14 protein-coding genes are annotated in these 15026 nt (G+C 66.5%); 13 read left to right on the forward strand and 1 reads right to left on the reverse strand.

What is annotated here, in order from left to right; genetic code table 11:
- Positions 1 to 14 precede the first annotated feature (14 nt).
- The 4 genes from sufB (at position 15) to QOL57_RS05500 (ending at position 4843) form a co-directional block, all read left to right on the forward strand.
- Complete coding sequence (gene sufB / locus QOL57_RS05485) at positions 15 to 1490, forward strand: Fe-S cluster assembly protein SufB (RefSeq protein WP_089239374.1); 1476 nt, start codon at positions 15 to 17, stop codon at positions 1488 to 1490.
- A gap of 73 nt (positions 1491 to 1563) precedes the next feature.
- The gene (sufC, locus tag QOL57_RS05490; protein WP_089239372.1) at positions 1564 to 2328 is read left to right on the forward strand and encodes a Fe-S cluster assembly ATPase SufC; all 765 of its coding nucleotides are present in this window, start codon (positions 1564 to 1566) and stop codon (positions 2326 to 2328) included.
- The gene (gene sufD / locus QOL57_RS05495; RefSeq protein ID WP_089239370.1) at positions 2328 to 3590 is read left to right on the forward strand and encodes a Fe-S cluster assembly protein SufD; all 1263 of its coding nucleotides are present in this window, start codon (positions 2328 to 2330) and stop codon (positions 3588 to 3590) included. The genes sufC and sufD overlap by 1 nt, the downstream gene beginning before the upstream one ends.
- Positions 3587 to 4843, forward strand: coding sequence for a cysteine desulfurase (locus QOL57_RS05500; RefSeq protein ID WP_089239368.1), 1257 nt, complete (start codon positions 3587 to 3589; stop codon positions 4841 to 4843). Before sufD ends, QOL57_RS05500 begins: the two co-directional genes overlap by 4 nt.
- 52 nt (positions 4844 to 4895) lie before the next feature.
- On the opposite strand, the gene QOL57_RS05505 is transcribed toward QOL57_RS05500, so the two are convergent.
- Positions 4896 to 5432 (reverse strand): transposase, encoded by a 537-nt coding sequence (locus QOL57_RS05505; RefSeq protein WP_244900763.1) that lies wholly within the window; start codon positions 5430 to 5432, stop codon positions 4896 to 4898.
- 184 nt (positions 5433 to 5616) lie between these two features.
- Here QOL57_RS05505 and QOL57_RS05510 point away from each other — a divergent pair, with 184 nt between their 5' ends.
- The 9 genes from QOL57_RS05510 (at position 5617) to QOL57_RS05550 (ending at position 15015) form a co-directional block, all read left to right on the forward strand.
- A complete protein-coding gene (locus tag QOL57_RS05510; protein WP_089239365.1) occupies positions 5617 to 6156 on the forward strand; it encodes a GNAT family N-acetyltransferase in 540 nt (179 codons plus the stop codon).
- Positions 6153 to 6485: a non-heme iron oxygenase ferredoxin subunit gene (locus tag QOL57_RS05515; RefSeq protein WP_089239364.1), complete on the forward strand. Its 333-nt coding sequence runs from the start codon at positions 6153 to 6155 to the stop codon at positions 6483 to 6485. The genes QOL57_RS05510 and QOL57_RS05515 overlap by 4 nt, the downstream gene beginning before the upstream one ends.
- Before the next feature lie 161 nt (positions 6486 to 6646).
- Entirely contained in the window at positions 6647 to 7054 is a 408-nt protein-coding gene (locus QOL57_RS05520) for a hypothetical protein (RefSeq protein ID WP_089239362.1), read from the forward strand.
- Positions 7055 to 7208: 154 nt separating this feature from the next.
- Positions 7209 to 9491 carry a TonB-dependent siderophore receptor gene (locus QOL57_RS05525; protein WP_089239360.1) on the forward strand — a complete coding sequence of 761 codons (2283 nt, stop codon included), beginning with the start codon at positions 7209 to 7211 and terminating at the stop codon, positions 9489 to 9491.
- Positions 9492 to 9561: 70 nt separating this feature from the next.
- A complete protein-coding gene (locus QOL57_RS05530) occupies positions 9562 to 10281 on the forward strand; it encodes a tetratricopeptide repeat protein (protein ID WP_089239358.1) in 720 nt (239 codons plus the stop codon).
- A 10-nt stretch (positions 10282 to 10291) separates the two neighbouring features.
- Positions 10292 to 10969 carry a Fe2+-dependent dioxygenase gene (locus QOL57_RS05535; protein WP_089239356.1) on the forward strand — a complete coding sequence of 226 codons (678 nt, stop codon included), beginning with the start codon at positions 10292 to 10294 and terminating at the stop codon, positions 10967 to 10969.
- A 172-nt stretch (positions 10970 to 11141) separates the two neighbouring features.
- Complete coding sequence (locus QOL57_RS05540; RefSeq protein WP_089239354.1) at positions 11142 to 11537, forward strand: hypothetical protein; 396 nt, start codon at positions 11142 to 11144, stop codon at positions 11535 to 11537.
- Positions 11538 to 11685: 148 nt separating this feature from the next.
- A complete protein-coding gene (locus tag QOL57_RS05545) occupies positions 11686 to 14106 on the forward strand; it encodes a TonB-dependent receptor (protein ID WP_089239352.1) in 2421 nt (806 codons plus the stop codon).
- A gap of 270 nt (positions 14107 to 14376) precedes the next feature.
- Positions 14377 to 15015: a PepSY-associated TM helix domain-containing protein gene (locus QOL57_RS05550; protein ID WP_089239350.1), complete on the forward strand. Its 639-nt coding sequence runs from the start codon at positions 14377 to 14379 to the stop codon at positions 15013 to 15015.
- The last annotated feature ends 11 nt before the right edge of the window (positions 15016 to 15026 follow it).

Here is a 15026-nt window from a genome sequence, read left to right on the forward strand (position 1 = left end):
GTAGGCAGCCCCCCATGGCCACCGAAACCATCGAAACCGTCGCCAGCGACGACACCCCCAACCGCGAGATCCACGAGCAGCTGGGCCGCAAGTATGCAGCCGGCTTCATCACGGACATCGAATCGGACTCCCTGCCGCCGGGCCTGGACGAGGACACCATCCGCGCCCTGTCGGCGAAGAAGGAAGAGCCGGAATGGATGACGCAGTGGCGCCTGGACGCCTACCGCCACTTCCTGACCATGCCGATGCCGAACTGGGCCAAGCTGCAGATCGCCCCGATCGACCTGCAGGCGCTCAGCTACTACTCCGCGCCGAAGGGCCCGAAGTACGCCTCGCTGGATGACGTGCCGAAGGAACTGCTGGACACCTACGACAAGCTGGGCGTGCCGCTGCACGAACGCGCCAAGCTGGCCGGCGTGGCGGTGGACGCGGTGTTCGATTCGGTCTCGGTGGGCACTACCTTCCGCAAGGAACTGGCCGAGAAGGGCGTGATCTTCTGCTCGATGTCCGAAGCCATCAAGGAACACCCGGAACTGGTGCGCCAGTACCTGGGCACCGTGGTGCCGGTCGGCGACAACTATTTCGCCGCGCTGAACTCGGCAGTGTTCTCCGATGGCAGCTTCGTGTTCATCCCCAAGGGCGTGCGCTGCCCGATGGAACTGAGCACCTATTTCCGCATCAACGCCGGCCACACCGGCCAGTTCGAACGCACGCTGATCATCTGCGAAGAGAAGGCATACGTGTCCTACCTGGAAGGCTGCACCGCGCCGATGCGCGATGAGAACCAGCTGCATGCGGCGGTGGTCGAGCTGGTGACGCTGGACGATGCCGAGATCAAGTATTCCACCGTGCAGAACTGGTACCCGGGCGACGAGAACGGCGTCGGCGGCATCTACAACTTCGTCACCAAGCGTGCCGAATGCCGTGGCGCGCGCAGCAAGGTCACCTGGACCCAGGTCGAGACCGGCTCGGCGATCACCTGGAAGTATCCGTCCTGCGTGCTGCTGGGCGACGACTCGGTCGGTGAGTTCCACTCGGTGGCGCTGACCCATCATCGCCAGCAGGCCGACACCGGCACCAAGATGATCCACGTCGGCAAGCGCACCAAGAGCAAGATCATCAGCAAGGGCATCAGCGCCGGCCGCGGCCAGAACACCTACCGCGGCCTGGTCAGGATCGACCGCAATGCCGACGGCGCGCGCAACTACACCCAGTGCGATTCGCTGCTGATCGGCAAGCAGTGCGGCGCCCACACCTTCCCCTACATCGAGGTGAAGAATCCTGGCGCCACCGTCGAGCACGAGGCCACCACCTCGAAGATATCCGACGACCAGCTGTTCTACTGCCGCGCCCGTGGCATCAGCCAGGAAGACGCGGTGTCGATGATTGTCGACGGCTTCTGCAAGCAGGTGTTCCGCGAACTGCCGATGGAATTCGCAGTGGAAGCCAAGAAGCTGCTGGAAGTCTCGCTGGAAGGTTCGGTGGGCTGATCGCCCGCCCTGCCCTCGCACAACGCATTCTTTTTACCGGCGGGCCGCGGCCCGCACCACGGAAACCCCCACCATGCTGAAGATCGAAAACCTCCACGCCCGCATCGGCGACAAGGAAATCCTCAAGGGCCTGTCCCTGGAAGTGAAGCCCGGCCAGGTGCACGCCATCATGGGCCCCAACGGCGCCGGCAAGTCCACCCTGGGCAATGTCCTGGCCGGCCGTGACGGCTATGAGGTCACCGAAGGCAGCGTGCAGTTCGAAGGCGTCGACCTGCTCGACCAGGACCCGGAAGCGCGCGCCGCTGCCGGTCTGTTCCTGGCGTTCCAGTACCCGGTGGAAATCCCCGGCGTGAACAACACTTACTTCCTGCGCGCCGCGCTCAACGCCCAGCGCAAGGCGCGCGGCGAGGAAGAGCTCGATTCCATGCAGTTCCTCAAGCTGGTTCGGCAGAAGCTGGCCGTGCTGCACCTGAAGGACGAACTGCTGCACCGTGGCGTCAACGAAGGCTTCTCCGGTGGCGAGAAGAAGCGCAACGAGATCTTCCAGCTGGCCGTGCTCGAGCCGAAGCTGGCGATCCTGGACGAAACCGATTCGGGCCTGGACATCGATGCGCTGAAGAGTGTGGCCGACGGCGTCAACGCGCTGCGCAGCGCCGACCGCTCGTTCCTGGTCATCACCCACTACCAGCGCCTGCTGGACTACATCAAGCCGGACGTGGTGCACGTGCTGGCCGATGGCCGCATCGTCAAGAGCGGTGGCCCGGAACTGGCGCTGGAACTGGAAGCGCACGGCTATGACTTCCTGAAGGACCGGGTCGTGCCCGAGGCGGCGGTCTGATGAGCGCCCTGCTCGACTCCATGGCCCAGGCCTTCTGCGGCAGCGATGCGCGCCGCGAAGTGCTCGACAGCGTGCTGCGCGACGGTCTGCCCGGCGCACGCAGCGAAAGCTGGAAGTACACCTCGCTGCGCCAGCTGGAGCGCCGCAGCTTTGCGGCCGCACCGTTGACCCCGGCGCTGCTGGATGCCGCCGCGCTGGAGGACATCCCGGCGCCGCGCCTGGTGTTCGTCAATGGCCGCCTCAACGACGCGCTGAGCGACGTGCAGGGCCTGCCGGCCGGCGTGCAGCTGGAAACGCTGTCTTCTGCACTGGCCGCTGGCGAGGACGCCGTGCGCTTCCTCGGCCGCCGCTACGAGCGCAGCGACGAAGTGTTCGCCCGCCTCAACGCCGCCCTCGCCGATGAAGGCGTGGTGCTGCGCGTGGACGACGGCGTGCAGGTCGAGGTGCCGCTGCAGCTGGTGTTCGCCAGCGTCGCCGGCGACACCGACCTGGCCTGGCACCACCGCCACCTGATCGAACTGCGTGCCGGCGCCAGCCTCGGCGTGGTCGAGCACCGCTTCAGCGTCGATGACTCGGCGCACCTGGACAACACCGTGCTGCACGCCCACGTCGCCCGCGATGCGGTGCTCAAGCACGCCCGCGTGCAGGCCGGCAGCGCGCGCCAGACCAGCTTCCTGCGCACCGACGCGGTACTGGCCAAGGACGCGCAGTACCACCGCGTGGACCTGGAGCTGGGTGCCGCGCTCAGCCGCCATGAACTGAACGTGCGTCTGGAAGGCGACAACGCCCAGCTGACCGCCAATGGCGTGCTGCTCGGCAACGGCCGTCGCCACGTCGATACCCGCCTGGGCATCGACCACATCGCCCGCGACACCAGCGCCGAGCTGCAGTGGCGTGGCGTGGCCGCCAACCGCAGCCGCGTGGTGTTCCATGGCGGCATCCAGATCCGTGCCGGCGCCGATGGCACCGACGCCAACCTGTCCAACAAGAACCTGCTGCTGTCTGCCGACGCCGAGATCGATACCCAGCCGACGCTGGTGATCGACGCCGACGAAGTGAAGGCCGCACACGGCGCCACCGTCGGCCAGCTCGACGCCAACGCGTTGTTCTACCTGCGTTCGCGCGGCCTGCCGCAGGCCCAGGCGCAGGCACTGCTGAGCGCCGCGTTCTGCCACGAGCCGCTTAAGGTTCTGCCCGAAGCGCTGCGCGAACAGCTGGCACGTCGCCTGGACAAGGCCCTGGCTGAGGCGGGCGTGGCATGAACCTGTCCACCCCGCGACCGATCGAAGCGCCTGCCGATGCCCCCGACTGGGCGCGCGTGCGCCTGGACTTCCCGCTGCTGATGCGCGAAGTGCACGGCAAGCCGCTGGTCTATTTCGACAACGCCAACACCGGCCAGAAGCCGGTGCAGGTGATCGGCGCGGTGGACGAGTTCTACCGCCGCTACAACGCCAACGTCAGCCGTGCGGTGCATGCGCTGGGTACCGAGGCCACCGACGCCTACGAGGGCGCGCGCAACAAGCTGGCCCGTTTCCTCAACGTGCGCAGCAATGATCTGGTGCTGTGCAGCGGCACCACCTTCGCGATCAATCTCGTTGCCTACTCCTGGGCCCTGCCCCGGCTGAAGGCCGGCGACGTGATCCTCATTTCGCGCATGGAGCACCACGCCAACATCGTGCCGTGGCAGCTGGTCGCCCAGCGCACCGGCGCGACCATCCGCGTGGCCGAGATCACTCCCGACGGTGCGCTGGACCTGGATGCGCTGCGCGCGGCGATGACCCCCGAGGTCAAGCTGCTGGCCGTGGCCCACGTCTCCAACGTGCTCGGCACCATCAACCCGGTCCGCGAGATCTGCCGCGAAGCCCGCAAGCGCGGCATCGTCACCGTGGTCGACGGCTCGCAGGCCGCACCGCACCGCAAGGTCGATGTCACCGCCATCGGCTGCGACTTCTACGCCATCACCGGCCACAAGATGTGCGGCCCGACCGGTACCGGCGCGCTGTGGGCGCGTCGCGAGCACCTGGACGCGATGCCGCCGTTCCTGGGCGGCGGCGAGATGATCAAGGAAGTCAGCTTCGACGGCACCGTGTTCAACGATGCCCCGCACAAGTTCGAAGCCGGCACCCCCAACATCGCCGGCTTCATCGGCCTGGGCGTGGCCGCCGACTATCTGCAGAACGTCGGCCTGGACCATGTGGAAGCGCGCGAAGCCGAGCTGCTGGCCCACTTCACCGAAGAGCTGCGTCGGGTCGATGGCCTGCGCATCATCGGCGAAGCACCGGAAAAGGCCGCGGTGGTTTCGTTCCTGATCGACGGCGCGCACGCGCACGACCTGGCCACCCTGCTGGATCTGGAAGGCGTGGCCGTGCGTTCGGGCCAGCACTGCGCGCATCCGCTGCTGCAGTACTACGGCGTGGCGGCGACCTGCCGCGCTTCGCTGGCCTTCTACAACACGCACGAAGAGATCGAGCGGTTCATGACTGCGTTGACGAAGGTGCGCAAACTGCTGGGCTGAAACTCCAGACAGGGTCAGATCCCTTTCGCACCGCGAAAGGGCTCTGACCCCATCAGCCCCCCAGCCAATCGTCGCTGCGACTGCAGCGCTCCACGTATCTCCGCCAGATCACCCGCAGGGATGCCCTGCTCGATGAACTCCGCATAGCGCCTGCATCGTTCATCCACATCAGAAGCAATGAGCTCGAATGCCGAATGCGGTACGAGCAGTGCGTTCGTCCTGCCTGCGCATTGGCTCGATAGCTCGACCAGCGATAGTCCCCGGGATGCGCCACCATCCCCGCCCGCACCGGATTGAGCTGGATGTACCGCTGGCAGGCAAGCAGGTAGCGATCGATATCCACCAACGTGGAATGGAAGCGCCCTTCCCACAGGGTGCCCGTGCGGCCGTGCCGATCATTCACACGGCGCACGTAGGCACGATTCACTGCCTGCATCATCCGCGACAGCCCGCCGGAAGCATCGGGCGTGACCCGCATATGGATATGGTTGTTCATCAACACATAGGCGTGGACCCGGCATTGCTGCTGGTCTGCGTGATGACACAGCAGGCGCAGATAGGCGACCCGGTCGCCATCAGCGAGCAACACTACTTGGCGATTGTTGCCGCGCTGGACGACATGTTGTGGGTATCCGGGCGCATCGATCCGTCGCGGCCTTGGCATGGGCTTTTCCTCGAAACAAGGGGTCAGAGCCCTTCTGCGCCGCAGAAGGGATCCGGCCCCGGCAATCCCCCCATTTGCGCCTGCCCCCACGCCACCTAAAATGCCCCCCATGAGCACCCTGACCTTCCGCGCCGCCACGTCGGCCGACATCCCCGCCCTGATCGCCCTGGTCACCTCGGCCTACCGCGGCGACGCCAGCCGCGTTGGCTGGACCACCGAAGCCGACCTGCTGGACGGCGCCCGCATCGACGCCGAAGGCATCCAGGGTGACCTGGACCGCCCGCGCTCGACCATCCTGCTGGCCGAACGCGACGGCCAACTGGTGGCCTGTGCCCACGTCGCCGATGTCGATGGCAAGGGCTACTTCGGCATGTTCTCGGTCGATCCCGGCCAGCAGGGCGGTGGCGTCGGCAAGCAGCTGATGGACGCGGCCGAGGGCCATGCCGCGCGCGAATGGAACCTGGCCGTGATGCAGATGTCGGTGATCGACGTGCGCGAAGAACTGATGGCCTTCTACGAGCGCCGCGGCTACCTGCGCACCGGCATCAAGAAACCGTTCCCGTATGGCGACGAACGCTTCGGCATCCCCAAGCGCGACGACCTGCGCTTTGAGGTCATGGAAAAGCCGCTGGCCGGAGCCACCGCGTGAGCGAGGCCTGGACCTTTGTCTGCGCCGGCGCCGAACTGCTGCCCGGCGAAATGAAGAGCGTGTTCGACGAAGTCACCGGTACGCCGATCGTGGTGTTCAACCTCGACGGCGAACTGTACGCGCTGGAAGACCAGTGCACGCACGAGGAATTCGAGCTGTCCTCGGGTGAGTTCAACACCGCCGAAGGAAGCGTCGAATGCGTGCTGCATGGTGCCCGCTTCGACGTGCGTGATGGCCGCGCCCTGTGTGCGCCGGCCTATACGGCAGTGCCGAAGTTTCCGGTGAAGCGCGAGCACGACGCGGTGTGGACCCGCGACGACCGCGATTGAAATCCAGGGCATCCACCCATGAGGTGGATCTATTGAAGCGCTCTGAAGAGCCTCCCAGAGCCTTTCCAGGCCATTCAGAAAACTCGGGGCGCAGCGTACATGCGAATCATTATCGTTGATGTTATTCTACGTAACATCTTCGTAATGCCCCCGCCTGCGCCATGGCTTCGTCCGCGCCCACCGCCACGCTGTGCCAGCTCGCCCGTCAGGGGTGGCCGCTGCTCGTGGCCGCGCTGCTGACGCTGCTGCTGGGCTGGTCGGCGTTGCACGAAGGACGCGGTGGCGGCCACGCCGCCAACGCCGGCTGGCAGGCGCATCTGCACGATATCGACCAGGCCGCTCCGCTGCCGGCGCCTTCTGGCGACGAATGCCCGCACCACGCCGCCCCCGCCCCGGAACCTCCGGTGGATGGTGAAGGCGGTACGCCCTGCGCCGGCACCGCCCCGCCGCGTGCTGCGCTGGTGGCCCACATCCCGTTGTGGCACTCCGATGCCCTGCGTTGGCAGCTGCACGACCCCTCGCTGCGCCTGAATCCCGGGCACGCACCTCCGGCACCGCACGCCATCTGAGGCGCCCTGCGGCCGTTGCCGCGCGCCTGATTACGTTTCCGGCCAGCCGAGCATGGCTCGGCTCTACAGAACCCACCTCCTGCCTGCCGCCGCGCGCCCAGCCGTGCTGGCCGGCTCTCGCTCATTCCCTATCCAAGCCACCGCCAACCTGCCCATGACCCACATCAAGACCCGCAAGTACGCACCTCGCGTTTCGGTACTGGCCACCGCCACCCTCGCCGCCGGCTTCGCGCCGCTGGCGGCACAGGCGGCCGACGACGCCGGCGCCAGCAAGGCCACCGAACTGGACAAGGTCCAGGTGCGCGGAAGCTGGTTCAGCCCGTCCTCGCCGAAGTTCACCGCTGCGCTGCTGGACACCCCGAAGTCGGTCTCGATCGTCTCGGAGAAGCTGATCGCCGAAACCGGTGCGACCAACCTGCAGGATGCGCTGCGCATGGTGCCGGGCATCACCTTCGGTGCCGGCGAAGGCGGCAACCCGACCGGTGACCGCCCCTTCATCCGCGGCTTCGACTCGCAGAGCAACATGTTCGTCGATGGCCTGCGCGACGTCGGTTCGCAGACCCGCGAAGTGTTCGACCTGGAGCAGGTGGAAGTGGTCAAGGGCCCGAGCTCGGCCTACGGCGGTCGTGACTCCGGTGGTGGCAGCCTCAACCTGGTCAGCAAGACCCCGAAGCTGAAGAACGAGACCACTGCCAGCATGGGCATCGGTACCGACAGCTACGCACGTGGCACCGTGGATGCCAACTACGTGCTGGGCGATGGCATCGCTGCGCGCCTGAACCTGATGAAGCACGAGTCGGACATCGCAGGTCGTGATGCGGCCAACGTCAGCCGCTGGGGCATCGCGCCGTCGATCGCGTTCGGCCTGAACGGCCCGGCGCAGCTGATCGCCAGCCACTACCACATGCAGAGCGACGACCTGCCCGACGCAGGCGGCTTCCCGTACGGCAACCCGAACGGCGCACCGGTGTCGAAGTGGGTCGACGGCCGCCCGATGGTGCCCGACCGCAACAACTACTACGGCCTGGTGGACCGTGATTTCCAGCGCACCCGCGCCGACATCAGCACCCTGGACGGCAGCTACGACTTCGGCGGCCACAAGCTGCGCAACATCGCGCGCCTGGGCAACACCAGCAACGATTACCTGTGGACCCAGCCGGACGACAGCCAGGGCAACCCGAACAACTACGGCACGCTGTGGCGCCGCACCAACAGCCGCGCCGTCGACGTCAAGAGCTTCGCCGACCAGCTGAGCCTGACCGGTGCGTTCCAGACCGGTGCGCTGAAGCACAGCTACAGCGCCGGGCTGGAATACAGCGATGAAAAGATGACCCGCGGCAGCTACCTGATGACCCCGGGCACCAACAACCCGCTGACCAACAGCAGCAAGTGCCCGACCACCGGCGCCGCCACCGGCTACAACTGCACCAGCTTCGACAACCCGAACCCGAACGATCCGTGGGCGGCCACCCATGCGGTGTACCGCAGCGACAAGGCACTGGACGTCGAGCAGCGCACCAAGACCAAGTCGGCCTACCTGTTCGACACCATCGAACTGAACGCGCAGTGGATGATCAACGTTGGCCTGCGTTACGACGACTTCTCCACCACCCTGACCACCCCGGTGGCTGGCAAGGCGCCGACCCGCGTGCGCAACGACAATGACTTCCTGAACTACCAGGCCGGCATCGTCTTCAAGCCGACCGCAAACGGCAGTATCTACCTGTCCTACGGTACCTCTTCCACCCCGCCGGGCATGGACGGTGGCGATGGCTCGGATGGCCTCAGCGCCACCGTGGCCGACCTCAAGCCGCAGGACACCAAGAACCTCGAGCTGGGCACCAAGTGGGACCTGTTCGACAACCGCCTGAACCTGACCGCGGCGATCTTCCACACCGTGATGGACAACGCGCGCGTGACCGTGGACAACGGCACCAGCCAGAACGCCGGCAAGAAGGAAATCAACGGCGTGGAACTGGGCTTCACCGGCCAGCTGACCGACGCCTGGAGCCTGTACGGCGGCTACACCTACCTGGATTCGGAACTGAAGGACAACGGCTTCGTCTGCGCCGTGTCCGGCCGTACCTGCCCGTCCAACGTCTACGTGCCCTCGCCGTACAACGGCAACGTGTTCCCGAACACCGCCAAGCACAGCGCCACCCTGTGGACCACCTACCGCTTCCCGTTCGGCCTGACCGTCGGCGCCGGCGCCAACTACTCCGACAAGCAGTACGGTGATGTGGCCAACACCAAGTGGATCCCCAGCTACACCCGCTTCGATGCGATGGCCAGCTACGCGATCCAGGACAACATCAGCCTGCAGTTGAACGTGCAGAACCTGACCGACAAGACCTACTTCACCAAGGCCTATGCTTCGCACTACGCGAGCATCGCCCCGGGTCGTTCGGCCACCCTGGCACTGAACGTGAAGTTCTGATGTAACCCGCAGCACCCACACGGCGGCAGGATCTCCTGTCGCCGTTTTTGTTTCCGGCGATACTCCGCGCATGGCTTCCAACACCCCGTTTGATTCCGACGCACTGGCAGACCTGCTGCTGCACGACCCGCAGGCCGCCTTCGCGCGCGTGCGCGATGCGGCACAGGCCGGGCAGGTCGAGGCGCAGCTGCTGCTCGCGCAGATGCACATGGAAGGCAAAGGCACGCCGGAAGACGCTGCTGCGGCCCTGCTCTGGTACGAGACCGCAGCCAACAACGGCGCGCCGATGGCGATGAACATGCTCGGCCGCTGCCATGAACTGGGCCAGGGCACCACCGCCAATCCTTCGCTTGCCGCGGTCTGGTACCGGCGCGCGGCCGACACTGGTCTGGACTGGGGCCTGTACAACCTGGCCAACCTGCTGGCCACCGGCCGTGGCGTGCCGCAGGACCGTGCACAGGCACTGGCGCTGTATACCCGCGCGGCGCATCTGGGCCACGCCAAGTCGATGAACCTGCTGGCCCGACACCTGGAAGATGGACTGGACACCGGACGCGATCCGCAGGCCGCGCTGGCGTGGTATCGGCGCGCGGCCGAGGCCGGCGATTTCCGCGGCCAGGCCAACTACGCCTCCATCCTGCTGCAGGCCGGTGAAATCGAACAGGCGGTGCACTGGCTGCGGTTGGCACTGCAGCACGGCAGTCCCGCCTTCATGGCGCATATCGTGCCCGAGCTCGCCGCCTCACCCCACCCGCAGGTGCGCGCCCTGGTCGCACCATCCGCTTGCTGAGGACTTCCGCATGCTGCTGCACATCCCCGACATCCTCAGCGCCGGACAGGTGGCTGATATCCGCCGCAGGCTCGATGCGGCCGACTGGACCGATGGCCGCGAGACTGTCGGCCACCTCGGCGCGCAGGCCAAGCACAACCAGCAGCTGCCGGACGCTTCGCCGCTGCGCCGCGAACTGGGCGAAATCATTCTGGTCGCGCTGGCACGGCACCCGCTGTTCTTCAGCGCGGCGTTGCCGCTGAAGTACCTGCCGCCGCGCTTCAACCGTTATACCGGCGGCGGTACCTACGGTTTCCACGTCGACGGCGCGGTGATGAACCTGGCCAACGGCGAGCAGCTGCGCTCGGACATCTCCTGCACGCTGTTCCTGTCCGACCCGGACGAGTACGACGGCGGGGAGCTGATCATCAGCGACACCTACGGCGAGCATGAAGTGAAACTGCCTGCCGGTGATCTGATCGTGTATCCCTCCAGCAGCCTGCACAAGGTCAACCCGGTCACCCGTGGTGCGCGCGTGGCCTCGTTCTTCTGGGTGCAGAGCATGATCCGCGACGACGTGCAGCGGCGCCTGCTGTGGGAGATGGACACCTCCATCGAGCGACTGCGGCAGACCGATGGCGATGCCGACGCGGTGCTGCAGCTGACCGGCGTGTACCACAACCTGCTGCGACGCTGGAGCGAGGTCTGAGCCGATCAGGCCACCCCTGCGACAATTTGGCAATCATTCTCATTTGCAACGGCTAACGGGTCTCATTACAATCACGCCCCGTTGACGCCGGATGTTCCGGCCAGCCAGGGATTTCCGCTTGCGTCGCCCGTTCCGCCCTCGCCCGCTTCGGCTTGTACAGCTCGGCACCGCCATGCGCGGGCGTCGGCCTGCGCTGGCCAGCCTGCTGGCGTGGGTGGCGATGTTGACGCTGTTGCTGGGCACCCTGCCGCTGCTGCCGGTGGCCCATGCGGCTGCAACCCAGGCGCTGCAGCAGCCGCTGGAAGAGCGCGGCGGCGAAGGCCCCCTGCAGGAAGAAGCGCCAGCCAAGCTGCGGCGCTGCGCATCGGCACCGGCCAAGTCCACTGACAAACCGGCGCCGCCACTGCTGCTGGCCAGCCACTGGCTGCGTACCGAACTTGATCTGGTTCCCTCCGCGTCGGCCCCGTCCGGCGCGCGTTCGCACTGGCCGTTGGCCACACCAGACATGCCCTGGACCGATGCGCCCGGGCGTCGCCAGCAACGCGGCCAGGCGCCGCCGCTCGCCTGATACACGGCACGCCGTGACCGCCTGAGCGGTTGCACCGGCTCGCCGCAGCCTGCTTCACCTCAGCCGCCCCTGATCGGGCCATCCCTGCCCTGCCGCGCGCGCTCCGCACCCGGCATCGCGCTGCCTTACACCCTTCGAGGTATCTGCCATGGCCCAGCGCCATCGTGTCCGTTCGTCACTGTCCCGCCATCTGTTGACCAGCGCCGTGCTGGCCGCCGTCGCGGCTCCCGCCTACGCCCATGGCGACGCTTCCGGCGCACCCCAGACCCTCGACAAGGTGGTGGTCACCGCCGCTGGCTTCGAGCAGAAGGTGGTCGATGCACCGGCCAGCATCAGCGTGGTCAGCCGCGAAGAGCTGAGCAAGCGCCCCTACACCAGCCTGGTCGACGCCCTGCGCGACGTCGAGGGCATCGACGTCGGCCTGGAAGCCACCGACAAGAACGGCCGCGCCACCATCTCCATGCGCGGCCTGCCGTCCGAATACACCCTGGTGCTGATCGACGGCCGTCGCCAGAGCAACGCCGGCCAGCTGTATCCGAACAACTTCGGCGGTGGCCAGTTTGCCTACCTGCCGCCGCTGGATGCGATCGAGCGCATTGAAGTGGTGCGTGGCCCGATGTCCACGCTGTACGGCTCGGATGCGATGGGCGGCGTCATCAACATCATCACCCGCCGCAACCAGGACAGCTGGCACGGCGCGGTCACGCAGGGCTTCACCGTGCAGCAGGACGATCAGTTCGGCGATGCGCGCAGCACCGACCTGTACCTGAGCGGTCCACTGGTCAACGATCGCCTCGGCCTGGCCGTGCGCGGCAGCTACTACGACGCCAAGGCATCCAATCCCGAATGGGATGCGCTGACCCTGCCCGACGGCACGCTGTGGGAGCGCAGCATCGGTTTCGGCGGCGGCGGCAAGTCGGTGGCCAACACCAACTGGAACACCGGCGTGCGCCTGAACTTCCATGTTAACGACGACCACGAGCTGTGGCTGGACTACGACGTCTCTCGCCAGAAGTACGACAACAGCGAGGGCCAGACCGGCACGCTGGACAGCCTGGCCAGCCTGTGGCGCGTGGGCAACGCGGTGGTCCCGAACTCGAATGGCAACGGCACCGTCACCCGCCGCGTGGTGCAGCCGCGCGTGGGCTACACCGCCTACCAGCGCTATGAGCGCGACCAGCTCTCGCTGACCCATCAGGGCCGCTACAGCTTCGGTACCTGGCAGACCTCGCTGACCCACAGCAAGAGCAGCAACCTCGGCCGCTCGCTGCCGTTGACCCTGGACGAGCGCGCCGGCCTGCAGACCCTGTGGAACGACGTCTGCCGCCGCACCGGTGCCGCCAACAACTGTGCCGCCAGCCGCAACAACGCGCTGGGCGCACTCAACGCCAGCGAACAGGCAAGGCTGCAGGCGTTCCTGCCGCGTCCGCTGCGCACCATGGAGCTGGAAGGCTACGTGCTGGACACGATGCTCGACCTGGACTTCGGCGCGCACAAGCTGACCGTGGGCGGCCAGTACAACGACACCGACATGGTCGACGGCGTGTTCGGCATGGACGGTGCCGGCTACCGCAGCAACACCAAGCAGAAGCACCGCATGTGGGCGTTGTTCGCCGAGGACAACTGGTCGCTGACCGACACCCTGACCGCCACCTTCGGCCTGCGCTACGACGACCACAACATCTTCGGCAGCCACCTCAGCCCGCGCGGCTACCTGGTCTGGAACGCGACCGATGCGTGGACCTTCAAGGGCGGTGTCAGCACCGGCTACAAGACCCCGCGTCCAGACCAGCTGTTCCCCGGCATCACCGGCTTCGGTGGCCAGGGCGTGCTGCCGCTGGTGGGTTCGCCCAACCTGAAGCCGGAAACCAGCACCAACTACGAGCTGGCTGCGTACTACGAGGGCCAGCGCTGGGGCTTCAACGTCACCGGTTTCATCAACAAGTTCGAAGACAAGATCGCCAGCGGCGGCACGTTCCCCAACTGCGAGGTGGCGCCGGCGGGCAGCGGCTACTGCGTGGATATCGGCCCGGGCTGGGCGTCGCTGGGCTACAGCACCTTCACCCAGAGCGTGAACATCGACAAGGCCGAAACGCGCGGCGCGGAACTGGCCGGCCACGTCGACCTGCTGGACAACCTGCAGCTGCGCGGCAACTACACCTGGACGAAAAGCGAGCAGACCGCCGGTTCCGGCAAGGGCCTGCCGATCACCGGCACCATGCCGGCCAAGCACATGGCCAACGCCAGCCTCAACTGGCAGCTCAACGATGCGATCAGCCTGTCGTTGATCGGCGAAGGCCGCTACGACCGCTATCGCGACACGATCCTCGATGCCGCCGGTGCCAGCCACACCCGCTACTACGAGGACTACACGATCTTCCACCTCGGTGGCAGCTGGAAGGCGACGCAGTGGCTGACGGTCAACGCACGGGTCAACAACCTGTTCGACAAGAACTTCGTCTCGCAGTCGTGCCTGCTGACCAGCCCCAGCGAATACAACTGCGTGGACGACTACGCCACCAAGGACCAGCGCCGCAGCTACTGGATCTCGCTCAACGCGAAGTTCTGATCGTCGCTCTGGTGGTTGCCGACCTTGGTCGGCACCGCCCTGACTTGGTGGGTGTCGACCTTGGTCGGCGCTTCATCCACGCATGGCGTGGATCTACTGCCCAGTGGTAGCGCCGGCCGCTGGCCGGCAACCGCACGATGTTTTCAGGTGTCATGGGATCTGCCGGCCAGCGGCCGGCACTACCCCTTCAGAGATACACAACGACATCTAATTGCGAGCAATTCTCATCAATGATGTAATGCCCAGTATTCATCCGTCCCGAACCGTGCCGTGAGCCGTCCCGCATCTTCCACCGTGCAGCAGCAACAGAGCCGCGGCTTCTGGCTGCGTACCCTGCACCAGTGGCACTGGATCAGCTCGGCGGTCTGCCTGATCGGCATGCTGCTGTTCGCGGTAACCGGGCTCACGCTGAATCATGCGGCGAAGATCGAGGCCAAGCCACAGGTGCAGAACCAGCATCTGCAACTGCCGGCCGACGTGCGCGGCCAGCTCGGCACACGCGAGGACGGCAACGCGCCGATCCCGCGCCCGGCCCGGCAATGGCTGGACGAGCAGCTGGGCATTTCCATCGGCGGCCGACCCGCCGAATGGTCAGCCGAGGAAATCTACCTGTCTCTGCCACGCCCCGGCGGCGACGCCTGGCTGAGCATCGACCGCGAAACCGGCGCAGTCGAGTACGAATCGACCTCGCGCGGCGCGGTGTCCTACCTCAACGACCTGCACAAGGGCCGCAATGCCGGCCCCGCGTGGGGCTGGTTCCTGGACGTGTTCGCCGTGGCCTGCCTGGTGTTCTGCATCACCGGTCTGTTCCTGCTGCACCTGCATGCGCGGCAGCGACGCATGACCTGGCCGCTGGTCGGCCTGGGCCTGATGATTCCGCTGCTGATCGCCCTGCTGCTGATCCATTGAACTTCCACCGT

It is taken from the genome of Stenotrophomonas sp. yr243, assembly GCF_900184195.1.
Classification (GTDB): domain Bacteria; phylum Pseudomonadota; class Gammaproteobacteria; order Xanthomonadales; family Xanthomonadaceae; genus Stenotrophomonas; species Stenotrophomonas lactitubi.

What these genes read in the sequence shown, in the direction of transcription:
- sufB (WP_089239374.1), top strand. Translation starts at nt 15, where the DNA reads ATGGCCACCGAAACCATCGAAACCGTCGCCAGCGACGACACCCCCAAC.
- sufC (WP_089239372.1), top strand. Translation starts at nt 1,564, where the DNA reads ATGCTGAAGATCGAAAACCTCCACGCCCGCATCGGCGACAAGGAAATC.
- sufD (WP_089239370.1), top strand. Translation starts at nt 2,328, where the DNA reads ATGAGCGCCCTGCTCGACTCCATGGCCCAGGCCTTCTGCGGCAGCGAT.
- QOL57_RS05500 (WP_089239368.1), top strand. Translation starts at nt 3,587, where the DNA reads ATGAACCTGTCCACCCCGCGACCGATCGAAGCGCCTGCCGATGCCCCC.
- QOL57_RS05510 (WP_089239365.1), top strand. Translation starts at nt 5,617, where the DNA reads ATGAGCACCCTGACCTTCCGCGCCGCCACGTCGGCCGACATCCCCGCC.
- QOL57_RS05520 (WP_089239362.1), top strand. Translation starts at nt 6,647, where the DNA reads ATGGCTTCGTCCGCGCCCACCGCCACGCTGTGCCAGCTCGCCCGTCAG.
- QOL57_RS05525 (WP_089239360.1), top strand. Translation starts at nt 7,209, where the DNA reads ATGACCCACATCAAGACCCGCAAGTACGCACCTCGCGTTTCGGTACTG.
- QOL57_RS05530 (WP_089239358.1), top strand. Translation starts at nt 9,562, where the DNA reads ATGGCTTCCAACACCCCGTTTGATTCCGACGCACTGGCAGACCTGCTG.
- QOL57_RS05535 (WP_089239356.1), top strand. Translation starts at nt 10,292, where the DNA reads ATGCTGCTGCACATCCCCGACATCCTCAGCGCCGGACAGGTGGCTGAT.
- QOL57_RS05540 (WP_089239354.1), top strand. Translation starts at nt 11,142, where the DNA reads ATGCGCGGGCGTCGGCCTGCGCTGGCCAGCCTGCTGGCGTGGGTGGCG.
- QOL57_RS05545 (WP_089239352.1), top strand. Translation starts at nt 11,686, where the DNA reads ATGGCCCAGCGCCATCGTGTCCGTTCGTCACTGTCCCGCCATCTGTTG.